We start from the raw sequence: 26,260 nt of genomic DNA, 5'->3' as shown, positions 1-26,260 counted from the left end.
GAGCAAGGCCTCTTCATGATGGGGTCGTTGCGGCGCTTGACGGGCCGCCGGGTTAGCATAGTCTGCGGCTTTGATCCTTCGGAGCCTTGCCCATGACGCAACCCCTGCTCGTCGGCGCCTTTCTGGCGGCTCTCTTTTATGTGCTCATTCCTGGCCCGGCGTTCCTTCAGCTCCTCGGCATCGGCGCCGGACAGGGGCGAAAGGCTGGCGCCTTCTTCATGATGGGCCATCTTGTCGGTGATATCCTCTGGTCGGCACTGGCGCTGATTGCAATCGTCGGTGCAAGAACGATTGGCACCTTCGTCTTCGATCTGCTCGGAATGCTCTGCGGTTTCTATCTCGCCTGGATCGGCTGGAGCGCGGTAACGGTGAAGCCGAAAGGCGACGGGCGGGCTCTGGTGACGGTCGAGCACCCCTTTCGCCGCGGGCTGATTTTCGGCCTGACCAATCCGAAAGGCTACCCGGTGGCGCTTGCGACCTTCACGGCATTGGTTGCCGGGTCGGCCGGTGCGCTCGACTTCGAGGCCTTGCCGCTGCTCCTCAGCGTATCCTTCCTGGGCTTCGTGACCGCCGATCTCATTCTCGTCGCCATTATAGGCGCAGGCGCCGTGCGGCGCTTCTACCGCGCCCATGAGCGGCTGATCGTCCGCTGCTCCGGCGTGCTCTTCATGGGATTTGCAGCCCAGGCACTCTGGCACGCAACGCCCGGCCTGCTTGGATGGCGCAAGGCCTGACGGCGGCTAAACGTTCAGGAAATTCACGATCGATTTCAGCGTCTTTACGCTATCGGAGTCGCCGATCGACATGGCGATCTGCAACTGGTTCTCATAATAGTCGCGGAAATTGAATAGCGTGCCGTCGGTGATCCCGGTCAGATCGATGACGTTGCCCTGCGCGTCAATGGCATGCATCGGCAAAGGCTCGGAAATCGCCGCAAACGTGTCCTGGTCGATGCCGCCGTTGTCGTAGCTGTGGCGCGCATGGCTGCGTAGCTCGCTCGGGCTCATGGCAGCGAAATTCGGTCCTTCGACACCAATGTCTTCGACCTTGAATATCGCCGAAACCGCCGCCCCAGCGTCGATTCCAAGATCTTCGGTCTTCGAACTTCTTGTGTTGTTCTGGCTGTTCTTAAAAAGCAAGCTCTGAGAAGACCGCACAGAAGAAATTTCCATGACGCATGTCCCCTTGCGCAAAGAGTGGCTTGAAACTACCGCCAGCGCGCAAACGGCGTCAATCGTTAACGATCGGTTAATTTTTAGGGATCAATTCTTGCCCGTCAAAACTTGCATGGGCAAGCAAAAGCGATTTTCGAAAGCGGCATACCAATGCCGTCATGCCTTTCCTATATTGCCGTTTCCAGCCTCTGCACAAAGGACGTCAGCATGCCTTCCACACAAGAGTTCAATCCGGCGCTTGTCAACTGGAACGGGCCCCATGGCCTTCCTTCCTTCGAGGCGCTGAACGACGGCGATTTTGCCGCTGCCTTCGATGCCGCTCTTGCATCTCACGATGTGGAGATCGACGCCATCGCCGGAAACGTGGAAGAGCCCACATTCGAGAATACGATCGTCGCACTGGAGATTGCAGGCGACGATCTTTCGCGTATTTCGGCGCTGTTTTGGAACCGGGCCGGGGCTCACACAAACGATACGATCCAGGCGCTGGAGCGCGACATATCGCCAAAAATGTCACGCCACTATTCCAAAATCGGAATGAATGCTGCGCTTTTTGCACGCATCGATCGGCTCTGGGAGAATCGGGATAGCCTCGGACTGACACTCGAGCAGACACGTGTGCTCGAGCGTCACTGGAAGAGCTTCGTAAAATCCGGCGCAAAGCTGGCGAAGTCCGAGCAGGAGAAGCTTGCAGCGATCAATGAGAAGCTTGCAGGCTTGAGCACCCAGTTCGGACAAAACGTGCTGGCCGACGAAAGGAACTGGTTGCTGATCCTCGCCGACGGACCGGAACTTGCCGGCCTTCCCGATTTCTTGAAGGACGCCATGGCGGCGGCAGCGCGCGAGCGCGGCGAGGAGGGGAAGTTTGCGGTCACTCTGTCGCGCTCGATCATCGAACCTTTCCTGACCTTTTCGGAACGTCGCGACCTGCGCGAGCAGGCCTTCAGAGCATGGGTTGCGCGCGGCGAAAACGAGGGCGAGACGGACAATCGCGGCATCATCCGCGAGACGCTGACCCTTCGCGGCGAAGTCGCCAAGCTCCTCGGGTATGGCAATTTTGCGGAACTGAAGCTCGATAACACGATGGCAAAGACGCCAGCGGCCGTGAACGATCTGCTGCGCGCAGTCTGGACAAGAGCCGTCAAGCGGGCGCTTGAGGAAGAGGCGGATATCGCAAGGCTGATCGCCGAAGACGGCAAGAACTTTGAGGTCATGCCCTGGGATTGGCGCTACTATGCCGAAAAGATCAGGGCGCAGAGATTCAATTTTTCCGAAGCCGAGCTGAAGCCCTATCTGCAGCTCGAAAAAGTCATCGAGGCCTGCTTTGCAGTCGCCGGCCGGCTCTTCGGCATTCGTGTCGTCGAGAAGAAGGGGGTTGGCGCCTATCACCCGGATGTGCGCGTCTTCGAAATCCGCGATCGGGAAGACAAGCTGGTCGCGCTTTTCCTGGGGGATTATTTTGCCCGCAGCTCGAAGCGCTCCGGCGCCTGGATGAGCGCGTTTCAATCCCAGCATAAACTCCCAATGAAGAATGGCCGTCAGGGCGAACTGCCGATCATCTATAACGTGTGCAACTTCGCAAAACCGGCCGAGGGCAGGCCGGCACTGCTTTCGCTGGACGATGCGCGCACCCTCTTCCACGAGTTCGGCCATGCGCTGCACGGCATGCTTTCGGACGTCACCTATCCCACTGTGTCGGGCACCGCCGTTTCGCGCGACTTCGTGGAACTGCCCTCCCAGCTTTACGAGCACTGGCTGACGGTTCCTGAAATTCTCAAGCAGTATGCCGTGCATTTCGAAACCGGCGAACCCATGCCCCAGGAACTGCTCGACAAGGTGCTCGCGGCCCGCACCTTCAATGCCGGGTTCAACACGGTCGAGTTCACCTCCTCGGCGATCGTCGACATGGAGTTTCACACCCGCGAGGCTGTGGAAGACCCGATGGCAGTGCAAAAGCAGGTGCTCGCCGAACTCGGCATGCCGAAGTCGCTGGTGATGCGCCATGCCTCGCCGCATTTCCAGCACATCTTCTCGGGCGGTTATTCGGCAGGCTACTATTCCTATATGTGGTCGGAGGTGCTCGATGCAGATGCTTTTGCTGCTTTCGAGGAAACCGGCGACGCCTTCAACATCGAGATGGCGCAAAAGCTCAAGGACAATATCTATTCCACCGGCGGCTCGATCGATCCGGAAGATGCCTACAGGGGATTCCGCGGCAAGTTACCGAGCCCGGATGCAATGCTCGTCAAGAAGGGACTTGCCACATTCGAAGAGCTTTCGGGCAGCGACGCGTAAGGCGGTCCTTAACAAAATTGTCGCCGAAGATTTGGAAAACCGTCATGTTATCTTCAAGGGACTGACATGACGGCCGCTCTAGGCTTGTTGCGAGAGATTCGATCCCGCTCTCCAAGCAAGCCGAATGAGCCATGGCATGAAACTGACGGACACGACGCGCCGCCGCTTCCTTTCTTCGATCAGCGCAGTCGGCAGCGTTGCGGCAGCCAGCTTCGTGACGCCATATTATGCGCGAGGATCTTCGAGCCGCCCCGTCTTCACGTCAGGCCTTCAATCCGGTGATGTAGACGCAACGTCAGGCATGATATGGACGCGTGTGGACCGGCCATCGCGGCTCTTCGTCGAATATTCCACCAGCGACAGGTTCGCCAATGCCGTCAGGTTGGCCCCGATCGACGTCACACCGCAGACCGATCTTGCAGGTAAGCTGCTGCTGCGGGATCTGCCGCCCGACCATGAGATCTTCTACCGGTTTATGGCCGCCGACCTGCAGGACGTCAACAGCGTCTCCGACCGAATTCATGGCCAGTTCCGCACCGCGCCTTCCAACAGGCGGACGATCCGCTTCGCATGGTCGGGCGATACGGCGGGGCAGGGATGGGGGATCGACGACGAGGGTATGCGCACCTATCAGACTATCGCCTTTCACCGCCCCGATTTCATGATCCATTCGGGCGATACGGTCTATGCCGACAATCCTATTCCGGACGAGATCCGGCTGCGTGACGGCGGAATCTGGAGGAACAGGATCGTGACCGAGGACAAGCGCGACATCGCGCAGACGCTCGATCAATTTCGCGGACAGTGGAAATACAATCTGCTCGACGAACACGTAAAGGAGCTGAATGCAGTCTGTCCGGTCTTCTATCAATGGGACGACCACGAGGTCTTGAACAACTGGTCCCCGTCGACCGACCTTCGCAGCGATGATCGATACAAGGAAAAGTCCGTATTGACGCTGGCAACCCGGGCAAGCCGCGCCTTTTATGAGATGACGCCAATCCGCTACGTTGCCGCCGAACCAGGGCGCATCTACCGGAAAGTCTCGTATGGTCCGCTGCTCGATATCTTCTTCGTGGACCTGCGATCCTATCGGGGGCCGAACGACCATGGCCTGGATCAGCTCCTGACGGCAAAGTCCCGCATCCTTGGCGAAGGCCAGGCAGCATGGCTGAAGCGCGAACTGGTGCGCTCGACGGCAACATGGAAAGTGATTGCCTGCGATATGCCGGTCGGACTGGTGATCTGGGACGATTATGGGACGCGCCGAGGCAGCGAGTCCTTCTCCAACGGCGACGATGGAGCGCCGCTCGGGCGAGAGTTGGAACTGGCAGATCTTTTGCGCTTCATCCGCGACGCGGCGGTTTCGAACATCGTCTGGCTGACGGCTGACGTCCACTACACTGCGGCGCATTATTACGATCCGGCCAAGGCAAAGTTCCGCGAGTTCCTGCCGTTTTGGGAGTTCGTCTCCGGCCCGTTGCATTCAGGGACCTACGGAGCGCAGGAGCTCGACATGACCTTCGGCCCAGACGTGCGATACATCAAGGCTGCGTCTGGCGGTGCCGACTCCAATCTGCCACCGTCTGCCGGCCTGCAGTTCTTCGGGCTGGTCGAAATCGACGGGCAGACCGAGCAGATGACCGTGCGGCTGATGGACAGAAACGATACCGAACTCTGGCGGACGGTCATCGACCCCCAGCAACCGAGCTAGGCCTCCATGGCCGCTATCGCCCCTCCCCCCTTTCGCAAACGCGAAAAACACTGTATGAGCGCGCCAAACGTAATTGGCGCATTCCCTTGAACGCAGCGCCTCAGCCTCAGAGATTTGAAACATATGGCACTTCGCAACATCGCGATTATCGCTCACGTTGACCATGGCAAAACGACCCTGGTGGACGAGCTTCTGAAACAGTCCGGCTCGTTTCGCGAGAACCAGCGCGTTGCAGAACGCGTGATGGACTCGAACGACCTTGAAAAGGAGCGCGGCATCACCATCCTCGCCAAGGCGACCTCGGTCGAGTGGAAAGGTGTTCGCATCAACATCGTCGACACCCCAGGCCACGCCGATTTCGGCGGCGAAGTCGAGCGCATTCTCTCGATGGTGGACGGCGCGATCGTGCTCGTCGATGCTTCGGAAGGTCCGATGCCGCAGACGAAATTCGTTGTCGGCAAGGCGCTGAAGGTCGGTCTTCGCCCCATCGTCGCGATCAACAAGATCGACCGTCCCGACGGCCGCCACGAGGAAGTGATCAACGAAGTCTTCGACCTGTTTGCAAACCTCGACGCGACCGACGAACAGCTCGACTTCCCGATCCTTTACGGTTCCGGCCGTGACGGCTGGATGAACGTCAATCCGGAAGGTCCGAAGGATCAGGGTCTTGCACCGCTTCTCGACCTCGTGCTCGAGCATGTTCCGGAGCCGACCGTTCACGACGGTCCCTTCACGATGATCGGCACGATCCTCGAAGCCAATCCCTTTCTCGGCCGTATCATCACCGGCCGCATCAATTCCGGTTCGATCAAGCCGAACCAGCCGGTCAAGGTTCTGCATGGCGACGGCAAGACAATCGAGACCGGCCGTATCTCCAAGATCCTCGCTTTCCGCGGTATCGAGCGTCAGCCGATCGAAGAGGCGCATGCAGGCGATATCATCGCGATCGCCGGTCTCTCCAAGGGCACGGTTGCCGATACTTTCTGCGACCCGTCGATCACCGAGCCGCTGCAGGCCCAGCCTATCGATCCGCCGACGGTCACCATGTCCTTCATCGTCAACGATAGCCCCTATGCCGGCACAGAAGGCGACAAGGTCACCTCGCGCGTCATCCGTGACCGTCTGTTCAAGGAAGCGGAAGGCAACGTTGCGCTGAAGATCGAAGAATCCTCCGAAAAGGATTCGTTCTTCGTATCGGGCCGCGGCGAACTGCAGCTTGCGGTTCTGATCGAGACGATGCGCCGCGAAGGCTTCGAGCTGGCCGTTTCGCGTCCGCGCGTCGTCATGCACAAGGACGAAGCAACGGGCGAGATGCTCGAGCCGATCGAAGAAGTCGTCATCGACGTCGATGAGGAGCATTCGGGCGTCGTGGTGCAGAAGATGTCTGAGCGCAAGGCCGAAATGGTCGAGCTGCGTCCGTCGGGCGGCAATCGCGTGCGCCTTGTCTTCTTCGCACCGACCCGCGGCCTGATCGGCTACCAGTCGGAACTGCTCACCGATACGCGCGGCACAGCCGTGATGAACCGCCTCTTCCACGACTATCAGCCGTACAAGGGCGAGATCGGCGGCCGCGTCAACGGCGTGTTGCTTGCCAATGACTCCGGTGAAGCTGTGGCCTATGCCCTTTTCAATCTTGAAGACCGCGGGCCGATGATCATCGACGCCGGTGAAAAGGTCTATGCCGGCATGATCATCGGCATTCACAGCAGAGACAACGACCTCGAAGTGAACGTGCTGAAGGGCAAGAAACTGACGAACATCCGCGCCGCCGGCAAGGACGAAGCCGTCAAGCTCACGCCGCCGATCCGCATGACGCTCGACCGCGCACTGTCCTGGATTCAGGATGACGAGCTGGTCGAAGTGACGCCGAAGTCGATCCGTCTGCGCAAGATGTATCTCGACCCGAACGAGCGTAAGCGTTTCGAAAAGGCACGCTACGCCTAAGCGATTCTAATTGTTGACATTTCGAACCCCGGCCCGGCGCCGGGGTTTTTTGTTGTGCGGCGCGCTGATTCCGTCTTGTGACAATCGTTAAAAAAGCGTTAAATTTTGCTCATCGTCCACATGTTAAGTCTGTGGGCAAACGGCCGAAACGCATCATCGCGTATGGTTAATTGCCTGCTGGAAGACCAGAGTAAGCGTTATGAAGACGTTGTCGATCGATGTCCGGCGGGCAGAACCGCATGATGCCCAAGCCATCTCCGAGGTGCATCGCCTCGCCTGGCAGCACACTTATGCCGGGATCATTCCGCATCGCGCTTTGACGCAGATGATCGAACGCCGGGGCGAGAACTGGTGGCGCAAGGCGACGCGCGGCCCGGCAACGCTCCTCGTTCTGGATGTCGCCGGCACAGTCGCAGGCTATGCCACGCTTGGCCTCAATCGGGCCCGAGCGCTGCCGCAGGAAGGCGAGATCTACGAGCTCTATCTTCGTCCCGAGTATCAGGGAATTGGTCTTGGGCGCATGCTGTTCGGCGAGGCTCGGCGGCTCCTGAAATCTCTCGGATGCAAGGGGATGGTGGTCTGGTGCCTGGAGGAAAACGAAAATGCCAGCCAGTTCTATCGTGGCCATGGCGGCATCGACTTCTGCGAAGGCATGGAAAGCTTCGACCATAGGCAGCTGAAGAAAATCGGCTTCATCTGGAACTGAAAAAGAAGGGCCTCACGGTCTTTCGAAATAGTCGGTGCATCCGCCTTGAAGCGGCTGCTGAAAATCGGCGCCCTGCTCCTCGAATCGTAGACGAATCTCCAACATCGCGAAGACGCGATGTTGCGTTGCGGAATGAAACGGATTATTTGGCTGCGAACAATTCACCTCGTGGGAGTTTTCGTATGCGCATCGACGCCATTTCCATCGGCAAGAATCCTCCGGAAGATGTCAACGTCATCGTTGAAGTTCCGGTCGGCGGTCATCCCATCAAGTATGAAATGGACAAGGAAGCCGGCACGTTGGTCGTCGACCGCTTCCTCTATACGCCGATGACCTATCCGGGCAACTACGGCTTCGTGCCGCATACGCTCTCGGAAGACGGCGATCCGATCGACGTCCTGATCGCCAGCACCCGTCCGCTGGTTCCGGGCTGCGTGATCAATGTCCGTCCGATCGGCGTTCTGAAGATGGAAGACAATTCGGGCAAGGACGAGAAGATCATCGCCGTTCCGTCGCCGTCGCTTACGCTGCGCTACGAGAAGGTGAGGGACTACACCGACCTTCCGGAGATTACCCTGAAGCAGATCGAGCACTTCTTCGAGCACTACAAGGACCTGGAGCCCGGCAAGTGGGTGAAGATTTTCGGTTGGGGTGATTCTAAGGAAGCCGGCCAGCTGATCCTCGAAGCCGTTGAGCGCGCCAAGAAAGCGAAGTAAGCGGCTACAGCTTCAGAAGCTTTTCGAGCCTTTCCATCAAGTCCTCCAGACCGCCATCGATCCGGAGGACTTTTTTGCGCGATGTATCGCCCGACATCAACTGGATGGAGGATTTCGGTATGCCGAGCGCTTGGGACAGAAGCGCGATCAGCGCCTGGTTGGCTTTTCCCTTCTCAGGGATTGCGCTGACACGGATCTTGAGGTGGCACTTGCCTGCGGCATCGGTCTCGATGCCATCGATCGCGTCGCGCCCGCCATGCGGGGTCAACCGAACGGCGAGGCGCACATGGTCATCGAATATCTTCCAGGCGGAGTTCACGCCACCAGCGGGAAGATGGTGTTCCACATCAAGGAGCGCAGGAAGAAGATAATCAGCAGCAGAATGATCGGCGAGATGTCGATGCCGCCGAGATTGGGCAGCAGCCGGCGAATCGGCCGTAGCAGCGGCTCGGTGACATTATAGAGGAACAGGCCGACCGAATTGACGAACTGGTTCGAGGAATTGATGACGTTGAAGGCGTAAAGCCAGGAGAAAATGGCACTCGCAATCAGCACCCAGGTATAAAGATTCAAAGCCAAATCAATGGTTTGAAAGAGGGCAATCATCTTGGTCTCCAGTTCGTTGCTGACAGACATGTATCTATTGGCGGCTAAACGGGCAAGTGCCACGTGAAAAGGCGCGGCGAATCATGCTACGGCGAACCTGCCCTTTCATGCGTCAGGCTTTTTCGCAGCAGATAACGCCCAGCGCAATGGGCAAGCAGCAGCGCTTTTTCTCTGGTGGATTGCTGCGCGCTATGCGGACAGCGCAGCGATAGAGCCCGGTACGGCTTTTGCCGTCTTGCCTTCGAAGACGATGTCGAGAAATTCGTTCAGCCACGCCTTGAGCGGCGCATCGAAGAGCATGCGGCCCTCCAGATGTTCCCGACCCTGCTGCGCGTTCGGCAGTATGAAGCGGTGGGCGCCATGGACGACCCAGCGATGCATCATCACGCGGGTGAGCTCTGCGTGGAATTGCAGAGCCCAGGCATTGGCGTTGTAGCGAAAGGCCTGGTTTGGATAGGTATCGCCTTCCGCAAGCAGATGGGCGCCGTGCGGCAGATCGAAGCCCTCGCGATGGAAATGGTAGACCATCTTCGGCCAGTGCATCAGCAGCCGGCCCTTTTCGGTCGGCCGCAGCGGATACCAGCCGATTTCGGTCGAGCCGTCGGCGTTCGACTGCACCTTGCCGCCAAGGTGGCGCACCAGCATCTGCGCTCCAAGGCAGATGCCGAGGAACGGGCGGTTTTCCCTCAGTGGAACGTCCAGCCAGTTGATCTCGCTCCTTATGAACTCGTCTGGATCGTTTGCACTCATCGGCCCGCCGAATACGACCGATCCGGCATGGTCCTCGAGCGTAGCGGGCAGCTTGTCGCCCAGAACCGGGCGGCGGATGTCCAGGCTATAGCCCTTGTCGGCCAGAAGCTGGCCGACGCGACCGGGGCTGGAGCGCTCCTGGTGCAGGATGATCAGTATGGGGCGCTTGTCACGTTTGATGGGACGGTCAATCGGCATCGTCTTGCACCACCACCGTGTCGGTCACGCGTGCGGCTGCCTCCTGACGCTTCTGGATGCGCTCGCGGGAGGAAACGCCCAGCAGATCGGCTATTCGCCAAATGACATGGTCTTCCATCTCGCTGCGTTCGCCGTCGGCGTAGACGATGTCCCAGAGAATGCCGATGAGTTCCAGCCGCTGCTCGGTATCCAGATGGCGTTTCAGGTCGGAGGTGAAGCGGTAATAGTCGACGGCGCTGCTTTCGGCTTCCTGGCCAGCCGCAATGACGGCCTCCAGCTGCTTTCCGTCAAGGCCGTATTGCTCCTTGAGCAGTTTGCGGAGTCGCTTCTTTTCGCTGATCTTGATCTTGCCATCCGCTTCCATCACTTGCATGCACAGAGCGGCAACGGCAATGCGGGGATCGTCAGGGCTAAAACCCTTCTTGGGGTTGTTTGCAGTGAGGTTTTGAAAGAATGCCTGAAAACGTTCGAACATGCGGATTTCGTTCCATTTCAGAAAAGGCGCAGACGTGTCTTGGGTTCCGGTTCCCCCTTCATGTTGCGAACGCCAGGATCGTCGGGCATTCCATAAAAGGGCTTCGGCTCTGGCTGGCCGGCAACCGGCTCCGGCTGTTTGGGATCCGTCGCGGGCGAGACAGGCTTCGGCGCAGGTCCAGGAGCCGGCCGAGCGGCCTCTGCAATCGTTGCGGCGCGCTCCAGTTCAATCATGCGGTGGTCGTTGGCCGGGCTTTCTGGCCGCGTCTCGCGAACGGGAGGCAGGGTCTTCAGCGCGACATCGATCGAGACGGCGGACCCATCTTCGATCGGTCCTTCGAGTTGATCGAAGGGCGCCTTCCATTCGAAGGCATCGAGACGGCCGGTGACGGGTGAGATGGCAAGCCATTTGTCGGAAACGAAGCCGTCGGCGACCCACGCCGGATCGCGCGGCGCCTTCAGCGCCTGCGCCAGCCAGTGGCGCACGCGGCCTTGGTCGCCGGTCTCGGCCTCCTCGATATCAGCAAGCAGCAGGAAGGCCGCTTCACGCGGCTGCATGCGCGCAGCCGCTTCGGCCTTGGCCCGGGCCTTGGCGAAATCCTGTGCATCGAGAGCCGCCTGTGCGACCACGAGCAGGGATTCGACATTGTTGGGGCGCAGGGCTTCCAGCCGTTCGGCTCGCTTCAGGCGATCAATCGTGGAATCGCCGCTTCGGGCAAGCACATAGGTGCGGCCGATCTCGGGATGAGGCGCTGCCTTCCAGGCCTGTTCGAGGATCGAGGCTGCCTTGCGCAGTTTGTTCTCGCGGAAAAGCGCCTTGGCGGCAATAATCGCTGCCGGTTCGAAATCGGCAATGAGCTTCAGCGCATGCATCGCGTCGTCGCGCGCGCCGGCCGGATCGCCCTCCAGCTTGTCACCGGCGCGAGCGGTCAGCAGAACACCGCGCAAGCGTTCCGCGTCCTGCTTTTCGACGACACGCGCGGCCTTCTGTCGTTCAAGAAGCAAAATGGCGTCGTCCCAGCGGCCGGCCTGGCTGCGGTATTCGAGCGTTGCCTGGGCTGCCCAGGGCAGATAGGGCGCGTTGTCGGCTGCCTTTTCGGCATATTGGCGTGCGGCTTCGTTGGCGCCGAGGCGTTTGGCCTCGAGATAGAGCCCCCGAAAGCCAAGTTCGCGCGTTTCGGGATCGTTGGCCATCGCTTCGAACTTGGAGCGGGCCTCGTCATGCCGGCCCTCGATCAGGGCCGCCTGTGCTTCGAGCAGGTTGATCAGCGGCTCCTGATCAGCGCGGATGAGGCCGCGGGAGCGGGCTGCCATCTTGCGGGCAAGCAGGGCATTGCCAGCGCCGGCGGCGATAAGGCCGGTCGAGAGCGCCTGATAGCCGCGATCACGCTTGCGGGCGCGAAAATAGCGCGTCACGGAATGGGGCGACGTCCACACCGTGCGGACCAGCCACCAGGCGGTCATGACAACAGCAATCAGTGCGATAAGGCCACTTGCGGCGACGATCAGCTTTGCCTGATAAAGCCTTCCTTCCCACACCAGCGAGAGATCGCCGGGGCGATCGGCAAGCCAGGAGAAGCCGTAGCCGAGAACGACGATGAGGACGACGAAGACGACGAGACGGATCATCGATCAACCCTCCTTTCCGGCGCCGGAAATGGCCTTGGAAAGCGCACTGCCGACCAGTTCCTCGACGCGGATGCGCGCTTCCAATGATTGTTTGAAGGCGGCCGAAGCCTGCTTTGCATTCGAGGGCAGGTCGTTCCATTCGCTGGCAGCGCCCGGCAGGTCGCCGTTCTTTACCTTGTCTTCCAAACGCGCCGCGATGGCCTCGACACTTTCGCCCTCGATGTTGCCGACAGGGCGCACGGTGACGAGCGACCTGGCACTCGCCATCAGCCGGTCCGACCAGCTCTGGTTCGGATCTGCCTGGTTGACCGATCGGACGATGGCGGTCGCCACGTCGGGAACCTGTCGGATCAGTTCGGCGCGCGAGGGGACGCCGGTTTCGGCGAAATTGCGGAGGTCGGCGACGGCCGGATCGTCCGGCGAAACGCCGGCGAAAGTGTCGAGCTCGGCCATAAAAGGTCCGCCGCGGTCGATCGCTGCCTTGAGGGCCGCAGCGGCGATCGCCTGGGCAACGGCAACATCCTGGCGTGGTTCGTCGAGCTTCTTCTCGGCTTCCTCCAGGCGCTTGATAATGTCGGCGCCGCTCGACGCCCGCTCTTCGGAGGATTGCGAGAGAAGCGTGCGCATCTGTTCCAGCTGAGTGGCCAAGTCCGCGACCTTCTGGTTCAGCGCGTCGACTTCCGGGGTGCCCACCGGCTCCGTGGCGGCAGGCGTCTTTGCCGCCGTTTCGAGAGCGGAGACACGCTTGTCGAGCGCATCGACCCTGGTGTTCGGCGCTGCGGCCACCTCGGAGATGGATCGCTTGAGTCCGTCGATTTCAGCCGAAAGGCTTGCCGTTTCATCAAGTCCGGTCTGAGGTGCAAAAGACGTCGGAAGGTAGCCGGCATATTGGATCACGCCAGCACCCAGCAGGGCAACCAGGCCGCCGAAAACACCGGCGGCGATCAAACCGGAGGTCGTTCCGCCGCGCAGCTTTTGCGAAGCCGGCTCGGGGTCCGTTGCCATGTTTTGCTGAGGGGGCTCCTCGGAGGTGGCGGCGTGCTCGGCCGTCTCCTCGGCCCATGGTTGTTTTTCCGGATCGACGGACGCCTCTTCCCCGGCTGTCGCATCGTCTGCGGCGGGCGCGTCGGCGTCGGGCGCGTTCGCTTCGGATTTCTTCTCGGTATCGGCTGCTGCCGCAGTTTCCTGCGCTTCCAGATCGATCGTGACCGGCTCGTCGGCGTTCTTCGAATGACGTGGCGGATTTCCCGATACCATGCGTACCTCATTTTTCCTGCATCGCAACGAAACTAGTCAGTGATGCCTATTATGGAAAGAGGTTAGATCAAATTTGGACGCGTAAGGCCTTCAAAGAAGCGACAGAAGGCTTCTCTCATCCGGCAATGCTGCGATGCGAAGATTTCTTCCAATTGAAGCGGGGACTGCCGCGGCAACAGATGTGCTGAGGCAAAGGATGAGGGCCTGATTGAGCCAGCCGGGTTCCGATCGGACCTCGGGGAGACGGAAAAAACGCTCTGCGGTCGTCCGGGAGTAAAGGACGATGGCCTCCGGCGGCGGGGTCAACGCTTCACGCAGGGCCCCCGGATCGGGTTCTGCCGGCTGCATCCGATAACATTCGGCGACATCGACCTTCAGTCCCAGTGCGTGTGCGCTGCGCTCGAACGTTTCTGCGCGCGGCGAACCGGCGAGATAGGTGACAGATTGCCGCGTCTGCGCCGCAATCAACTCCGCCAGTCGCGCGCCATCGCCCGCCGAGGCTAGAACCGAAGCAAATCCCGCTGCTTTGGCTTCGTTCGCGCTTGCTTCGCCAACGGCGAACACCAGCCGGCGGCTATAAGGCCTGATGTCTGCACCGGACGACGCAAGCGCCCGGACAGCTTCCGCGCTGGTAATGGCGATTGGCCCGTGGCTCCTTGCCAGCGCATCCATGGCGGCCTTGCCATCATGCACGGGCTGCGAGAGCGGCAGCAATACGGGCTCATGCCCCATGTCGCGCAACCTTTTGGCAGTACGCTGACCCGAACGCAGCGGCCGGGTGACGAGCACGCGCATCGTGCGTCAGTTCCAGTCGTCGAAGAAGCCGCTTCCGGCGCGGACGCGGATGTCTTGACCGGCGCGGGTGCCGAGCGCTGCGGCATCGCGTCGATTGCCGTCGATGGTGACCGAGTGCTGGTTGCGACCATCCGGCGTGATGATCAGGCCCGAGAACCTGATCCGATCGCCTTCGCAAACCGCATATCCCCCGATCGGCGTGCGGCAGGAACCGTCGAGTGCTGCAAGGAAAGCGCGCTCACAGGAGACGGCGTCGTGGGTCGTCGGATCGTTGACGGCGGCCAGCAGATCATCGGCGCGCCGATCGCCAATTCGGCTTTCGATGCAGATCGCCCCTTGCGCGGGGGCCGGCGGGAAGGTGTCGGGATCGAGGATATCGGTAATCACGTCGACCTTGCCAAGTCGCTTCAGGCCTGCGAGCGCCAACAGCGTCGCATCGACTTGGCCTTCATCTAGCTTGCGCAGGCGGGTTTCCACCGCGCCCCGGAAGATTGTCACTTTGATATCCGGCCGTATGCGGCGGATCAGAGCCTGGCGGCGCAGCGATGCCGATCCGACCGTTGCGCCATGCGGCAGCTCGATCAGCTTTGGCGCCGTGCGACCGATGACCGCATCGCGGATGTCTTCGCGCGGCAGATAGGCCGACAGATGAAGCCCTTGCGGCAACACCGTCGGCATGTCCTTGGCTGAATGGACGGCGAAGTCGAGGTCGCCGCTTGCAAGCTTTTCTTCCAATTCCTGCGTGAAAAGCCCCTTGCCGCCGATCTCGGCAAGCGGACGGTCGGTAATGCGGTCGCCTTTCGTCGTCAGTACAACGATCTCGAACATTTCCTCCGGCATCGCGTGCGCCGCCATCAGCCGATCGCGCGCTTCGTGAGCCTGAGCAAGGGCCAGCGGGCTGCCCCGCGTTCCGATCCGGAAAGGTTTTGTTTGCATCCGCTTCGATCCGTTGTTACCGGAAGTTCTCGTAACCGGGTTTTGCACCCATCGCAATCAACGACAGGCTTCATGGCTTCCTTTCTACGCATCCTCGGCATCGAAACAAGCTGCGACGAGACTGCCGCGGCTGTGGTCGAGCGCGATGCGGACGGGCGTTCGAAAGTGCTTTCCGATGTCGTCTTGAGCCAATTGGACGAGCATAGCGCCTATGGTGGCGTGGTACCAGAGATAGCCGCGCGTGCCCATGTCGAGGCACTCGATACGCTGATCGACGAGGCGTTGCATCGTGCCAAGGTGTCGCTGTGTGATGTCGATGCGATTGCCGCGACCTCCGGACCGGGATTGATCGGCGGGCTGCTCGTCGGCCTGATGACAGGCAAGGCGATCGCCAAGGCCGCCGGCAAGCCGCTTTATGCGGTGAATCATCTCGAAGGCCATGCGCTGACGGCGCGGCTGACGGACGGGCTTTCCTTTCCCTACCTGATGCTGCTTGTGTCGGGTGGTCATACGCAGCTCATCCTCGTACGCGGCATTGGCCAGTACGAACGCTGGGGAACGACCATCGATGATGCGCTCGGCGAGGCCTTCGACAAGACGGCGAAGCTGCTCGGGCTGCCTTATCCCGGCGGCCCCCAGGTGGAGGCGGCAGCAAAGACGGGCAACCCCGGCCGCTTCGATTTCCCGCGGCCGCTCGTCGGTGAAACGCGGCTCGATTTCTCCTTTTCGGGTTTGAAGACGGCGGTCCGGCAAGCCGCGTTGGATATCGCGCCGCTGACGGAGCAGGATGTCGCCGATATCTGCGCTTCATTTCAAAGGGCGATATCGAGGACTCTGAAGGATCGAATCGGCCGTGGGTTACAGCGGTTCAGGGCGGAGTTTCCGCATCTCGACGGAGAGCCGGCCCTGGTGGTCGCGGGCGGCGTCGCTGCCAACCTCGAACTGCGCGACACGCTACAGGCGCTTTGTGATAAGCACGCCTTCCGCTTCATCGCGCCACCGCTGAAATTGTGCACCGACAATGCGGTGATGATTGCCTGGGCGGGGCTCGAGCGCATGGCGACAGGCGTTGCGCCGGATGATCTCGATGTGCAGCCGCGCTCGCGCTGGCCGTTGGATTCAAATGCGGAAGCGCTGATCAGCTACGGAAAGCGGGGAGCAAAGGCATGAGCGAACGGATTGCCGTCGTTGGCGCGGGCGCTTTCGGAACGGCGCTTGCCGCAGTCATTGCGCTCACCGGCCGCAGCCAGGTCACGCTCGTCGGCCGCGACCCTGCCCTGATGGCCGACCTGAAAGCCGAACGGCTCAACGATGCGGTTCTTCCCGGCATCGAGCTGCCCCAGTCACTGGAATTCTCGGCAGAACCTGATTCGATCGAAGATGCCGATATCGTGCTTTTCGCCATGCCCTCCCAGGCGCAGGCGGATGCGGCCAGGCAGTATGGCCCTTACCTCGGAAAGGACGCAATCGCCGTCACCTGTGCCAAGGGCATCGAGCGGGCGACCGGCAACTTGTTGACAGTCATGCTGGAGCGAGAATTGCCGCAGCATCCCGTTGCGGTGCTTTCGGGGCCCGGTTTTGCATCCGACATCGCCAAAGGACTGCCGACCGCCATGGTCGTTGCTGCATCGCACGTGGCTGTTGCCGAGCGGCTGGCGCAGGCGATTTCGGGCAGGACCTTCCGGCTCTATCCGTCTTCGGACCGTATCGGCGTGCAGCTGGGCGGTGCGCTGAAGAATGTATTGGCGATCGCCTGTGGTATCGTCGAAGGCTGCGGGCTCGGCGATTCTGCGCGCGCAGCGCTGATCGCGCGCGGGCTGGCGGAAATGTCGCGTCTCGTCGTTGCCAAGGGCGGGCAGGCCGACACGGTACGCGGGCTTTCCGGGCTGGGCGATCTTGTCCTGACGGCAACGAGCCATCAGTCGCGCAACCTGCGCTTCGGCATTGCGCTTGGCCGCGGCGAAAAGGCCGATCCCTTGCACGGCGAATTGGTGGAAGGTGCCTTTGCCGCGGCCGTCGCCTCGCGCCTGGCGGAAGAGCTCAATATCGCGATGCCGATCACCGATGCCGTCTCGGCGATCATCGAAGGTAAACTCGGCATCACCGAAGCCATCGAACAATTGATGACACGTCCGATTACCACCGAATAGGAGGCAGACATGCTTTTTGCCGTTCTCTGCAAGGACAAGCCGGGGCACCTCAACACGCGCATGGAAACGCGCGCGGCGCATCTGGAATATCTGAACAAGCTGAACGCCGAAGGAACGCTCAGCATGGCCGGACCGTTCCTCGACACTGAAGGCAAGCCCTGCGGCAGCTTGGTCATGGTCAAGGCCGATACTGCGCAAGCGGCCAGGGCACTAGCCGATGCCGATCCTTATGCCAGGGCTGGTCTTTTCGAGAGTGTCGAGATCAAGCCGTTCAACTGGGTCTTCAACAATCCGGAGGCATAAGGGATGGCCTATTGGCTCTTTAAATCCGAACCTTCCTCCTGGTCCTGGGAGCAGCAGAAGGCAGCAGGCGAGAAAGGTACCGAGTGGACGGGCGTCCGCAATTATCTCGCCCGCAACAACATGCGCGCCATGAAGATCGGCGAAAGAGGCTTCTTCTACCACTCCAATGAGGGCCTGGAGATCGTCGGCATCGTCGAGGTCTGCCTTTTGTCGCATCCCGATTCCACGGCCAAGGGCGACGATCGCTGGGATTGCGTCGATATTCGCGCTGTGCGCGATATGCCCAAACCCGTGACGCTGAAGGATGTCAAGGCGAATGAGAAACTTTCGAAGATGGCATTGGTGACGTCAATGCGCCTTTCGGTCCAGCCCGTGACAGATGACGAGTGGCTCGAAGTCTGCCGCATGGGTGGCCTCGACAATCCGCGGCTCTGACTGCATTGAAGACCGATCCGGAAAGCTTCATCCGCGCCAATACACAACTGATCACGCCGCCGCATGTGCCGGAGATCCGGTTGCATCTGGCGAGCGAAGCGCATGAGCTTTGGCTTAAGACGGAGGAGGAACTGGCAAGGATCGGCCTGCCACCCCCGTTCTGGGCCTTTGCCTGGGCGGGTGGGCAAGGACTCGCGCGTTATATTCTCGATCATCCGGAGACGGTGCAAACCAAGCGCGTTTTCGACTTCGCAACAGGTTCGGGGCTCGTCGCGATCGCGGCGAAGATGGCCGGTGCGGTGACGGTCAAGGCGGCCGATATCGATCCATGGTCTGAAGCGGCGGTGCGGCTGAATGCTGCTGCCAATCGGGTCTCGGTCGATTTTAGCGGCGCCGATTTCGTCGGCAGGCCGGTCGATGCCGATATCGTCCTGGCGGGCGACGTGTTCTATGACCGCGTCTTTGCGGACGCCATCGTTCCATGGTTCGACCGGCTGGCCGGCGAAGGCAGAAAGGTTCTTGTCGGCGATCCGGGCCGGGCCTATTTGCCAAAGGAGCGGCTGGAGTTTTGCGCCGTCTACGAAGTGCCGGTGACGCGGGCGCTCGAAGACAGTGAGAGCAAGAAGACGACGGTCTGGCGGTTCAGGGCCTGATGACGCAGACCTTTGCCTCGTAGCTGCAAGGATCGGCCTCTACGGCAACGTCGATCACCTTGGGACCGGGTGCGAGCAACTCGACCTGCGGCGCACCGTACTGTGCATAACCGTCCGCACCGAAATAGGTGCCGCCTTGGGTTTCGTAGGCATAGGAACCGGCGTAAGTGCCATTGTATTCATAGCGCAGAGGCTGTGGCGACCTTGAAGCGCGGCCGATGCGGTAGCTGCTTGATGACGGCGAGAAATGCTTGAGGCGAACATAACGGTTATGGCCGCGGCCATGATGGCGACGATGACCGCCGAACCAGGGTTTCACGCTGTTTGCCCACCTGAGGCTGTTTGCCCACTTGGCGTTGCTTGCCCAATGGGTCACGCCGCGATGATGCCCAGCTCGCTCGCCCGCCGTGGCAGGAAGCGCAATCAGGGCACACAACACCAGCGCAATGGTCTTCGAAACACGCTGGAACATGGGACGCAACCTCCGGATATCCGATCGTTAACAAATCGTTAATGCCAGCTTGCGTCAAAACGACCTGCGTGTCCACTGAGCCATGAAAAATCAGCATAAACTTCGATCGGGAAAGGCTGGTTTCCTTTTCCGGCAACTTCCCGGTAACGCGAATCGATTAAATTGAAAACAGACAGCAATTGTGCTTGTCGTCGGGAGCTTCGGTGATTAAACGTCGCCGTTGATGCAATGCACACAGACAAATTTGTCATTCCTGTGATTGCCTCGAAATGCTCCGAAATCCGGGAGCGCAAGGACGCCGCGAGGTTCTGATGGCGAATGTGACAAATAACCGGCCTCTGTCGCCGCATTTGCAAGTATACAAGCTTATTCCTACCATGGTCATGTCGATCGTCCACCGCATCACAGGGGCTGCCCTTTATTTCGGCACGCTGCTGATCGCCTGGTGGCTGATCGCGGCTGCGACCGGTCAAGCCTATTACGACTGGGTGAATTGGGTGCTCGGCAGCATCGTCGGCAAGGTCGTCCTGCTTGGTTATACCTGGGCGCTGCTTCACCACATGCTTGGCGGCCTGCGCCACCTGCTGTGGGACCTCGGCCATGGTTTCGAGAAGGAATTCTCCACCAAGCTCGCCATCGCCAACATCATCGGCTCGCTCTGTCTGACGGTGCTGGTTTGGGTGATCGGCATTATCATTCGCTTCTGAGGTCGCTCACATGGATATGCGTACCCCTCTGGGTAAAGTTCGCGGCCTTGGCTCGGCCAAGGAAGGCACAGAACACTTCTGGCGCCAGCGCCTGACGGCTGTCGCCAACGTCCCACTCATCATCTTCTTCGTCATCTTCATGATCGCTTATGCCGGCGCGCCTTATGCAGACGTCGTGCATGCGCTGTCGAACCCCTTTGTGGCAGTCATCATGGGGCTGATGGTGATTTCGGGTATCATTCACATGCGCCTTGGCATGCAGGCCATCATCGAGGACTACGTGCACAGCGAAATCGGCAAGCTCGCCTTGCTGATGCTGAACACGTTTTTCGCGATCGCGGTCGCAGGGCTCTGTCTCTTTGCCATTCTGAAAATTGCTTTCGTAGGATAACCGTATCATGGCACCGACTTCACTTGCTCAGAATGGGAAAGCCTACAAATATGTCGATCACTCCTATGACGTGATCGTCGTCGGCGCCGGCGGCGCCGGTCTTCGCGCAACCCTCGGCATGGCCGAACAGGGTTTCCGGACGGCTTGCATCACCAAGGTATTTCCGACCCGCTCGCACACGGTCGCAGCCCAGGGCGGCATCGCCGCCTCGCTGCAGAACATGACGCCAGACAGCTGGCAATGGCATCTCTACGATACGGTCAAGGGGTCCGACTGGCTCGGTGACGTCGATGCCATGCAATATCTCGCCATGGAAGCGCCGAAGGCGGTCTATGAGCTCGAGCACTACGGCGTGCCCTTCTCGCGCAATGAGGAAGGCAAGATCTATCAGCGTCCATTCGGCGGTCATATGCAGAACTACGGCGAGGGTCCGCCGGTGCAGCGCACCTGCGCGGTTGCCGACCGCACCGGCCACGCCATCCTGCACACGCTTTACGGCCAGTCGCTGCGCTACAACGCCGAGTTCTTCGTCGAATATTTCGCGCTCGACCTCATCATGTCGGAAGACGGAAGCCGTTGTACCGGCGTCGTTGCCTGGTGCCTCGATGACGGCTCGATCCATCGCTTCGCGGCGAAAATGGTGGTGCTGGCGACCGGTGGCTACGGCCGTGCCTATTTCTCCGCGACTTCCGCCCATACCTGCACCGGCGACGGCGGCGGCATGGTGGCGCGCGCAGGGCTTCCGCTGCAGGACATGGAGTTTGTGCAGTTCCATCCCACCGGTATCTACGGCTCGGGCTGTCTGATTACCGAAGGGGCGCGCGGGGAGGGCGGCTATCTCGTCAATTCGGAGGGCGAGCGCTTCATGGAACGCTACGCACCGTCGGCCAAGGACCTTGCCTCGCGCGACGTCGTTTCGCGCTGCATGACCTTGGAAATCCGCGAAGGCCGCGGCGTCGGCAAGAACAAGGACCATATCTTCCTGCACCTGGACCATCTCGACCCGGCCGTTTTGCATGAACGCCTGCCGGGCATTTCCGAGAGCGCAAAGATCTTTGCAGGCGTCGATGTGACGCGCGAGCCGATCCCGGTGCTGCCGACCGTTCACTACAACATGGGCGGCATTCCGACGAACTACTGGGGCGAGGTGCTCAATGCCGACAGCGCCAACCCCGAACGCGTGATCCCCGGATTGATGGCGGTCGGCGAAGCGGGCTGCGCTTCGGTGCATGGTGCAAACCGCCTCGGCTCGAACTCGCTGATCGATCTGGTGGTTTTTGGCCGCGCTGCGGCAATCCGTGCCGGCGAGGTCATTGACCGCGCAGCACCGGTCCCGCATCTCAACATCGCCGCCTGTGACAAGATCATGGATCGCTTCGATGGTCTTCGCCACGCCAATGGCGCAACGCCCACGGCGCATCTGCGCGAGAAGATGCAGCGCGCCATGCAGGAAGATGCCGCCGTGTTCCGCACCCAGGAGTCGCTGGAATCGGGCTGCAAGCGCATCTCCTCGATCTGGCAGGAAATGGCAGACATCAAGGTCACGGACCGGTCGATGATCTGGAACTCCGATCTCGTCGAGACGCTCGAGCTGCAAAACCTGATGGCGAATGCGATCACGACGATCTATGGCGCCGAGGCGCGCAAGGAAAGCCGTGGCTCGCACGCCCGCGAGGATTACACCGAAGGCGCATACGCCGGTCGCGACGACGTCAACTGGCGCAAGCACACGCTTGCCTGGGTCGGCAATGCCGGCGAGGTCAAGCTCGACTACCGTCCTGTTCACACCGAGCTCATCTCGGAAGGCATCGATCCCAAGAAGATCGCCCCGAAAGCTCGTGTGTATTGATGATGGGAAACCTTCTTGGACTGGCCGCGGTGCTGGCCGTCTCGCCCCTCATGGCGGAGCGCTACAAATTGCCTGCTCCGGGCGGCAGCCGGCAACGGCGGTTTCGGTGGTTGTAGGATTGCGTGAAAACGGAATTCCTGTCGGCAAACTAGGATTTTATCATGGTTGAACTTGCTCTCCCCAAGAACTCTCAGATGCGCGAAGGCAAGGTCTGGCCGAAGCCGGCGGGTGCGAAGAACACCCGTGAGTTTCGCGTCTACCGCTGGAGCCCGGATGATGGCCAGAACCCTTCGATCGACACCTTCTATATCGATGTCGACGACTGTGGTCCGATGGTTCTCGACGGGCTGCTCTACATCAAGAACAAGATCGATCCGACGTTGACGCTGCGCCGTTCCTGTCGCGAGGGCATCTGCGGTTCCTGCGCGATGAATATCGACGGCACGAACACGCTTGCCTGCACCAAGGGCATGGATGACATCAAAGGAACGGTTAAAATCTATCCACTGCCGCATTTGCCGGTGGTGAAGGATCTCGTGCCGGACCTGACGAATTTCTATGCGCAGCACCGCTCGATCGAACCCTGGCTTAAGACCGTATCTCCGGCCCCTGCCAAGGAATGGAAGCAGAGCCACGAGGATCGCCAGAAGCTCGACGGCCTCTACGAGTGCATCCTGTGCGCCTGCTGCTCGACCTCCTGTCCGAGTTACTGGTGGAACGGCGATCGCTATCTGGGCCCGGCCGTCCTGCTGCAGGCCTATCGCTGGCTGATCGATTCCAGAGACGAGGCGACCGGAGAGCGGCTTGACGGCCTCGAAGATCCGTTCCGGCTTTATCGCTGCCACACGATCATGAACTGTGCGCAGACCTGCCCCAAGGGTCTCAATCCGGCAAAGGCCATAGCCGAGATCAAGAAGATGATGGTTGAGCGCCGGGTCTGATCGCCGATACGCGCCCGGCGCTGAGCGCGGCCGTGCCGGGTTCTTCCGAATCTATGCAGGCATCGTCCGAATCCGGCGCAGGATGGTGCTGATCATCACCTTGCTGACAAATTCTGTCTGCAGGAAGTTATCCGGCAGGCAAGTTGAATCGCGCCATTTCCGGCATAAGCATTTGTCGCGAGCAATTTATGGCTGTGCCGACTTGATTAACCAAAGTGAAATACGCTAATTCGAAAATCAGTCTGATGACCAATTCTGTGCTGCAATAGCGGACAATCGGGAGCATGATGATGCAGTTGCGATATGCGATGACGGGTGTGGCGGTTGTTCTGTCATTGGCGGGCTGCCAGCGCACGGCATATGACAATGCGAGTTACAGCTCGCCGGCACCGCTGACCGCCCAGCCTGTTCCGTCCGTCCAGGGCGGGCAGCTTCCGCCACCGGCAGGCGCCTCGCAGTTTCCCGCCGCTCCGACGGCAGCGCCTGCCCTTCCGGGCCAGTCGGGTGCCATGGCAGCCAGCGCGCTTGATGTCTCCAAGGAATCGATGGTCGGCAGCTGGCGCGTCAACGGCAGGTGCGACATGTTCCTGACGCTGACAAATCTCGGCAGCGGCTCACGTGGCGGCACGCGCGGCTGCGTCGGCGAGCTGACGGCGATGGGCTCCTGGGAAGTCTCCGGCAAGCAGGTCCTTCTCAAGGATCGCAGCGGCAACCAGATCGGCAGCGTCTACAAGACCGCCGACAACAGCTTCAGTGGCCAGACGAGCACCGGCCAACCGATCACTCTCAGCCGGTAAGGCAACCGGCGGCCAACCCGCCGACGACGCGTAGGCGGACTCCTCCCCATGCAGCCTATCCCCGACTACACTTCAAGCGTCAGCGAGCACTTGAAATCGCTGACGGCCTCTGGCGCTCTCCAGATCGATTCAGCACAGATGGATGTGGCAAAAAGCCTCGATCGGGTGCTTTTCGAACTGAAGCGCCGCCGCCCGGCTGCCAAATCCAGCTCGCTCGGCTGGCTCTTCGCTTCGAAGAAAAAACCGAGCGAAGGCATCAAGGGACTTTATATTCACGGCAGCGTCGGGCGTGGCAAGACGATGCTGATGGATATCTTCTACCGCATGGCGCCCTGCTCGAAGAAACGCCGCGCGCACTTCCACGAATTCATGGCCGATGTCCACAACCGCATCGCCGCGCACCGGCTCAAGCTGAAGAACGGCGAGACAAAGCAGGCCGATCCCGTGCCGCCCGTGGCGGCTGCACTTTACCAGGAGGCCGAACTCCTCTGCTTCGATGAGTTTACGGTGACCGACATCGCTGATGCGATGATCCTCTCGCGGCTGTTCTTGGAGCTTTTTGCGCGCGGCTGCGTGCTCGTCGCGACCTCGAATGTCGAGCCCGACAATCTCTACAAGGACGGCCTCAATCGCGGTCTCTTCCTGCCCTTCATCGGGCTCCTCAAGAAGAATGTCGAGGTCGTGACGCTCGACTCCCCGACGGATTACCGGATGGAGAAGCTGAACAGCCAGCCGGTCTATCTGACGCCGATAGACGAGCGGACGGATATGGCGATGGACGCGTCCTGGGCACAGGCGCTGGATGGACGCAAGGCGCAATCTCTCGAAATTCCGATGAAAGGTCGCTCGATCCATGTGCCGCTCGCGGCCGATCGCATGGCACGCTTTTCCTTTGCCGATCTCTGCGAGAAACCGCTCGGTGCTGCCGATTTTCTCGCAATCGCCAAGCGTTTCGATACGATCTATGTCGATCGCATCCCGAGGCTCGGTCCGGACAAGCGGAACCAGGCCAAGCGTTTCATCATCCTAGTCGACACGCTCTACGACCACGGCGTTCGCCTTCATGCATCGGCTGCGGCAATGCCGGAAGACCTGCTGATCGAACGGCGGGGAACGGAAGGCTTTGAATTCAATCGTACGGCATCGCGTCTTTTCGAGATGCGCAGCGCAGAATATCTCGCAATGCACCATAAAAAGCATGCCGCCGAGTGACGGGCTGGCATCGAAATATCTTACGTTTACGTAAGAAATTTTGTATCTAAACGATTGAAATTGCTTATCCAAAAATAACACGTTGCCATTTTTTGGCTTTAAGGCTATGCGATTGCGTCATTGGACGACGCCTCGACGCGCCGCCCGACTGATTTTGATCGCAAAGGAAACAGCGAAATGGCGCGTAACAAGATCGCACTTATCGGTTCTGGCATGATTGGTGGCACGCTGGCGCATCTCGCCGGCCTGAAAGAGCTCGGCGACATCGTCCTCTTCGACATTGCCGACGGCATTCCACAGGGCAAGGGCCTCGATATCGCCCAGTCGTCCCCGGTCGAAGGCTTCGACGCCAATCTGACAGGCGCCAGCGACTATTCCGCGATCGAAGGCGCAGATGTCTGCATCGTCACAGCCGGCGTTCCGCGCAAGCCGGGCATGAGCCGCGACGACCTTCTCGGCATCAACCTCAAGGTCATGGAGCAGGTCGGCGCCGGCATCAAGAAATATGCCCCGAACGCCTTCGTCATCTGCATTACAAATCCGCTCGACGCCATGGTCTGGGCGCTGCAGAAGTTTTCCGGCCTTCCGGCCAACAAGGTCGTCGGCATGGCCGGCGTTCTCGACAGCTCGCGCTTTCGCCTCTTCCTCGCCAAGGAATTCAACGTTTCCGTTCAGGACGTCACTGCTTTCGTTCTCGGCGGCCACGGCGACACGATGGTCCCGCTTGCTCGCTACTCCACCGTTGCCGGCATTCCGCTCACCGACCTCATCACCATGGGTTGGGTCACCAAGGAACGGCTTGAGGAAATCATCCAGCGCACCCGTGACGGCGGCGCCGAAATCGTGGGCCTCCTGAAGACCGGTTCGGCCTACTACGCTCCGGCAGCCTCGGCAATCGAGATGGCCGAGGCCTACCTCAAGGACAAAAAGCGCGTTCTGCCCTGCGCGGCGCATCTCTCCGGCCAATACGGTGTCAAGGACATGTATGTCGGCGTTCCGACAGTCATCGGTGCCGGCGGCGTCGAACGCGTCATCGAGATCGACCTCAACAAGGCCGAGAAGGAAGCCTTCGACAAGTCCGTCGGCGCTGTCGCCGGCCTGTGTGAAGCCTGCATCAACATCGCGCCCGCGCTGAAGTAATCGAAACAGGATCAA

The 26,260-nt window shown here is 60.3% G+C and carries 28 protein-coding genes; 18 read left to right on the top strand and 10 right to left on the bottom strand.

Going from position 1 to position 26,260, the window contains the following annotated elements:
- Positions 1 to 92: 92 nt before the first annotated feature.
- Positions 93 to 734 carry a LysE family translocator gene (locus AM571_RS19380; protein ID WP_074062798.1) on the top strand — a complete coding sequence of 214 codons (642 nt, stop codon included), beginning with the start codon at positions 93 to 95 and terminating at the stop codon, positions 732 to 734.
- A 6-nt stretch (positions 735 to 740) separates the two neighbouring features.
- On the opposite strand, the gene AM571_RS19375 is transcribed toward AM571_RS19380, so the two are convergent.
- A complete protein-coding gene (locus AM571_RS19375) occupies positions 741 to 1,172 on the bottom strand; it encodes a hypothetical protein (protein ID WP_074062797.1) in 432 nt (143 codons plus the stop codon).
- A gap of 210 nt (positions 1,173 to 1,382) precedes the next feature.
- Between AM571_RS19375 and AM571_RS19370 the strand changes: the two genes are divergently transcribed.
- The 5 genes from AM571_RS19370 to ppa all read left to right on the top strand — a co-directional run bounded on the left by AM571_RS19370 (position 1,383) and on the right by ppa (position 8,550).
- Positions 1,383 to 3,470 carry a M3 family metallopeptidase gene (locus AM571_RS19370; protein ID WP_074063366.1) on the top strand — a complete coding sequence of 696 codons (2,088 nt, stop codon included), beginning with the start codon at positions 1,383 to 1,385 and terminating at the stop codon, positions 3,468 to 3,470.
- A 136-nt stretch (positions 3,471 to 3,606) separates the two neighbouring features.
- Complete coding sequence (locus AM571_RS19365; RefSeq protein WP_074063365.1) at positions 3,607 to 5,184, top strand: alkaline phosphatase D family protein; 1,578 nt, start codon at positions 3,607 to 3,609, stop codon at positions 5,182 to 5,184.
- A 123-nt stretch (positions 5,185 to 5,307) separates the two neighbouring features.
- Positions 5,308 to 7,128 (top strand): translational GTPase TypA, encoded by a 1,821-nt coding sequence (gene typA, locus AM571_RS19360; protein WP_074062796.1) that lies wholly within the window; start codon positions 5,308 to 5,310, stop codon positions 7,126 to 7,128.
- A 199-nt stretch (positions 7,129 to 7,327) separates the two neighbouring features.
- A complete protein-coding gene (locus AM571_RS19355; protein ID WP_039846374.1) occupies positions 7,328 to 7,834 on the top strand; it encodes a GNAT family N-acetyltransferase in 507 nt (168 codons plus the stop codon).
- 182 nt (positions 7,835 to 8,016) lie between these two features.
- On the top strand, positions 8,017 to 8,550 hold the full coding sequence (ppa, locus tag AM571_RS19350) for an inorganic diphosphatase (protein WP_074062795.1): 534 nt from the start codon (positions 8,017 to 8,019) through the stop codon (positions 8,548 to 8,550).
- 4 nt (positions 8,551 to 8,554) lie between these two features.
- On the opposite strand, the gene AM571_RS19345 is transcribed toward ppa, so the two are convergent.
- The 8 genes from AM571_RS19345 to hemC form a co-directional block, all read right to left on the bottom strand.
- On the bottom strand, positions 8,555 to 8,869 hold the full coding sequence (locus AM571_RS19345; protein ID WP_074062794.1) for a DUF167 domain-containing protein: 315 nt from the start codon (positions 8,867 to 8,869) through the stop codon (positions 8,555 to 8,557).
- Positions 8,866 to 9,156, bottom strand: a complete 291-nt coding sequence (locus tag AM571_RS19340) for a YggT family protein (protein ID WP_237358565.1) — start codon at positions 9,154 to 9,156, stop codon at positions 8,866 to 8,868. The genes AM571_RS19345 and AM571_RS19340 overlap by 4 nt, the downstream gene beginning before the upstream one ends.
- A 189-nt stretch (positions 9,157 to 9,345) precedes the next feature.
- Entirely contained in the window at positions 9,346 to 10,104 is a 759-nt protein-coding gene (locus AM571_RS19335; protein WP_074062792.1) for a glutamine amidotransferase, read from the bottom strand.
- Entirely contained in the window at positions 10,094 to 10,579 is a 486-nt protein-coding gene (locus AM571_RS19330; protein ID WP_074062791.1) for a TerB family tellurite resistance protein, read from the bottom strand. The genes AM571_RS19335 and AM571_RS19330 overlap by 11 nt, the downstream gene beginning before the upstream one ends.
- Before the next feature lie 17 nt (positions 10,580 to 10,596).
- Positions 10,597 to 12,207: a heme biosynthesis protein HemY gene (locus tag AM571_RS19325; protein WP_074062790.1), complete on the bottom strand. Its 1,611-nt coding sequence runs from the start codon at positions 12,205 to 12,207 to the stop codon at positions 10,597 to 10,599.
- A 3-nt stretch (positions 12,208 to 12,210) separates the two neighbouring features.
- Positions 12,211 to 13,464: a COG4223 family protein gene (locus AM571_RS19320; protein ID WP_074062789.1), complete on the bottom strand. Its 1,254-nt coding sequence runs from the start codon at positions 13,462 to 13,464 to the stop codon at positions 12,211 to 12,213.
- 90 nt (positions 13,465 to 13,554) lie between these two features.
- A complete protein-coding gene (locus AM571_RS19315) occupies positions 13,555 to 14,259 on the bottom strand; it encodes a uroporphyrinogen-III synthase (RefSeq protein WP_074062788.1) in 705 nt (234 codons plus the stop codon).
- A 6-nt stretch (positions 14,260 to 14,265) separates the two neighbouring features.
- Positions 14,266 to 15,195: a hydroxymethylbilane synthase gene (hemC, locus tag AM571_RS19310; protein ID WP_074062787.1), complete on the bottom strand. Its 930-nt coding sequence runs from the start codon at positions 15,193 to 15,195 to the stop codon at positions 14,266 to 14,268.
- A gap of 72 nt (positions 15,196 to 15,267) precedes the next feature.
- Here hemC and tsaD point away from each other — a divergent pair, with 72 nt between their 5' ends.
- Genes tsaD through AM571_RS19285 form a run of 5 tightly spaced genes read left to right on the top strand, consistent with a single transcriptional unit; the run spans position 15,268 to position 18,736 of the window.
- A complete protein-coding gene (gene tsaD, locus AM571_RS19305; RefSeq protein ID WP_074062786.1) occupies positions 15,268 to 16,365 on the top strand; it encodes a tRNA (adenosine(37)-N6)-threonylcarbamoyltransferase complex transferase subunit TsaD in 1,098 nt (365 codons plus the stop codon).
- Entirely contained in the window at positions 16,362 to 17,345 is a 984-nt protein-coding gene (locus AM571_RS19300; RefSeq protein ID WP_074062785.1) for an NAD(P)H-dependent glycerol-3-phosphate dehydrogenase, read from the top strand. Before tsaD ends, AM571_RS19300 begins: the two co-directional genes overlap by 4 nt.
- 9 nt (positions 17,346 to 17,354) lie before the next feature.
- The gene (locus AM571_RS19295; protein ID WP_074062784.1) at positions 17,355 to 17,648 is read left to right on the top strand and encodes a YciI-like protein; all 294 of its coding nucleotides are present in this window, start codon (positions 17,355 to 17,357) and stop codon (positions 17,646 to 17,648) included.
- A 3-nt stretch (positions 17,649 to 17,651) separates the two neighbouring features.
- Complete coding sequence (locus AM571_RS19290; RefSeq protein ID WP_074062783.1) at positions 17,652 to 18,083, top strand: EVE domain-containing protein; 432 nt, start codon at positions 17,652 to 17,654, stop codon at positions 18,081 to 18,083.
- Between the two features lie 5 nt (positions 18,084 to 18,088).
- Complete coding sequence (locus AM571_RS19285) at positions 18,089 to 18,736, top strand: class I SAM-dependent methyltransferase (protein WP_074062782.1); 648 nt, start codon at positions 18,089 to 18,091, stop codon at positions 18,734 to 18,736.
- On the opposite strand, the gene AM571_RS19280 is transcribed toward AM571_RS19285, so the two are convergent.
- Positions 18,726 to 19,208, bottom strand: coding sequence for a hypothetical protein (locus AM571_RS19280; protein ID WP_074062781.1), 483 nt, complete (start codon positions 19,206 to 19,208; stop codon positions 18,726 to 18,728). The two genes, AM571_RS19285 and AM571_RS19280, sit on opposite strands and share 11 nt — an antisense overlap.
- Before the next feature lie 311 nt (positions 19,209 to 19,519).
- On the opposite strand from AM571_RS19280, the gene sdhC reads away from it, so the two are divergent.
- The 7 genes from sdhC to mdh all read left to right on the top strand — a co-directional run bounded on the left by sdhC (position 19,520) and on the right by mdh (position 26,245).
- A complete protein-coding gene (gene sdhC, locus AM571_RS19275) occupies positions 19,520 to 19,915 on the top strand; it encodes a succinate dehydrogenase, cytochrome b556 subunit (RefSeq protein ID WP_074062780.1) in 396 nt (131 codons plus the stop codon).
- A gap of 10 nt (positions 19,916 to 19,925) precedes the next feature.
- Positions 19,926 to 20,306 (top strand): succinate dehydrogenase, hydrophobic membrane anchor protein, encoded by a 381-nt coding sequence (sdhD, locus tag AM571_RS19270; protein ID WP_074062779.1) that lies wholly within the window; start codon positions 19,926 to 19,928, stop codon positions 20,304 to 20,306.
- A 7-nt stretch (positions 20,307 to 20,313) separates the two neighbouring features.
- Positions 20,314 to 22,155, top strand: coding sequence for a succinate dehydrogenase flavoprotein subunit (sdhA, locus tag AM571_RS19265; protein ID WP_074062778.1), 1,842 nt, complete (start codon positions 20,314 to 20,316; stop codon positions 22,153 to 22,155).
- A gap of 161 nt (positions 22,156 to 22,316) precedes the next feature.
- On the top strand, positions 22,317 to 23,096 hold the full coding sequence (locus AM571_RS19260; RefSeq protein WP_074062777.1) for a succinate dehydrogenase iron-sulfur subunit: 780 nt from the start codon (positions 22,317 to 22,319) through the stop codon (positions 23,094 to 23,096).
- A gap of 290 nt (positions 23,097 to 23,386) precedes the next feature.
- Positions 23,387 to 23,893 (top strand): protease inhibitor Inh/omp19 family protein, encoded by a 507-nt coding sequence (locus AM571_RS19255; protein WP_074063364.1) that lies wholly within the window; start codon positions 23,387 to 23,389, stop codon positions 23,891 to 23,893.
- A 48-nt stretch (positions 23,894 to 23,941) separates the two neighbouring features.
- Complete coding sequence (gene zapE, locus AM571_RS19250; protein WP_074062776.1) at positions 23,942 to 25,105, top strand: cell division protein ZapE; 1,164 nt, start codon at positions 23,942 to 23,944, stop codon at positions 25,103 to 25,105.
- 177 nt (positions 25,106 to 25,282) lie between these two features.
- Complete coding sequence (gene mdh / locus AM571_RS19245; protein WP_022717411.1) at positions 25,283 to 26,245, top strand: malate dehydrogenase; 963 nt, start codon at positions 25,283 to 25,285, stop codon at positions 26,243 to 26,245.
- The last annotated feature ends 15 nt before the right edge of the window (positions 26,246 to 26,260 follow it).

The organism is Rhizobium etli 8C-3, assembly GCF_001908375.1.
Taxonomy (GTDB): domain Bacteria; phylum Pseudomonadota; class Alphaproteobacteria; order Rhizobiales; family Rhizobiaceae; genus Rhizobium; species Rhizobium etli_B.
Note: the sequence above shows the minus strand (reverse complement) of the source record. Positions and strands in the feature narration are given on the sequence as shown.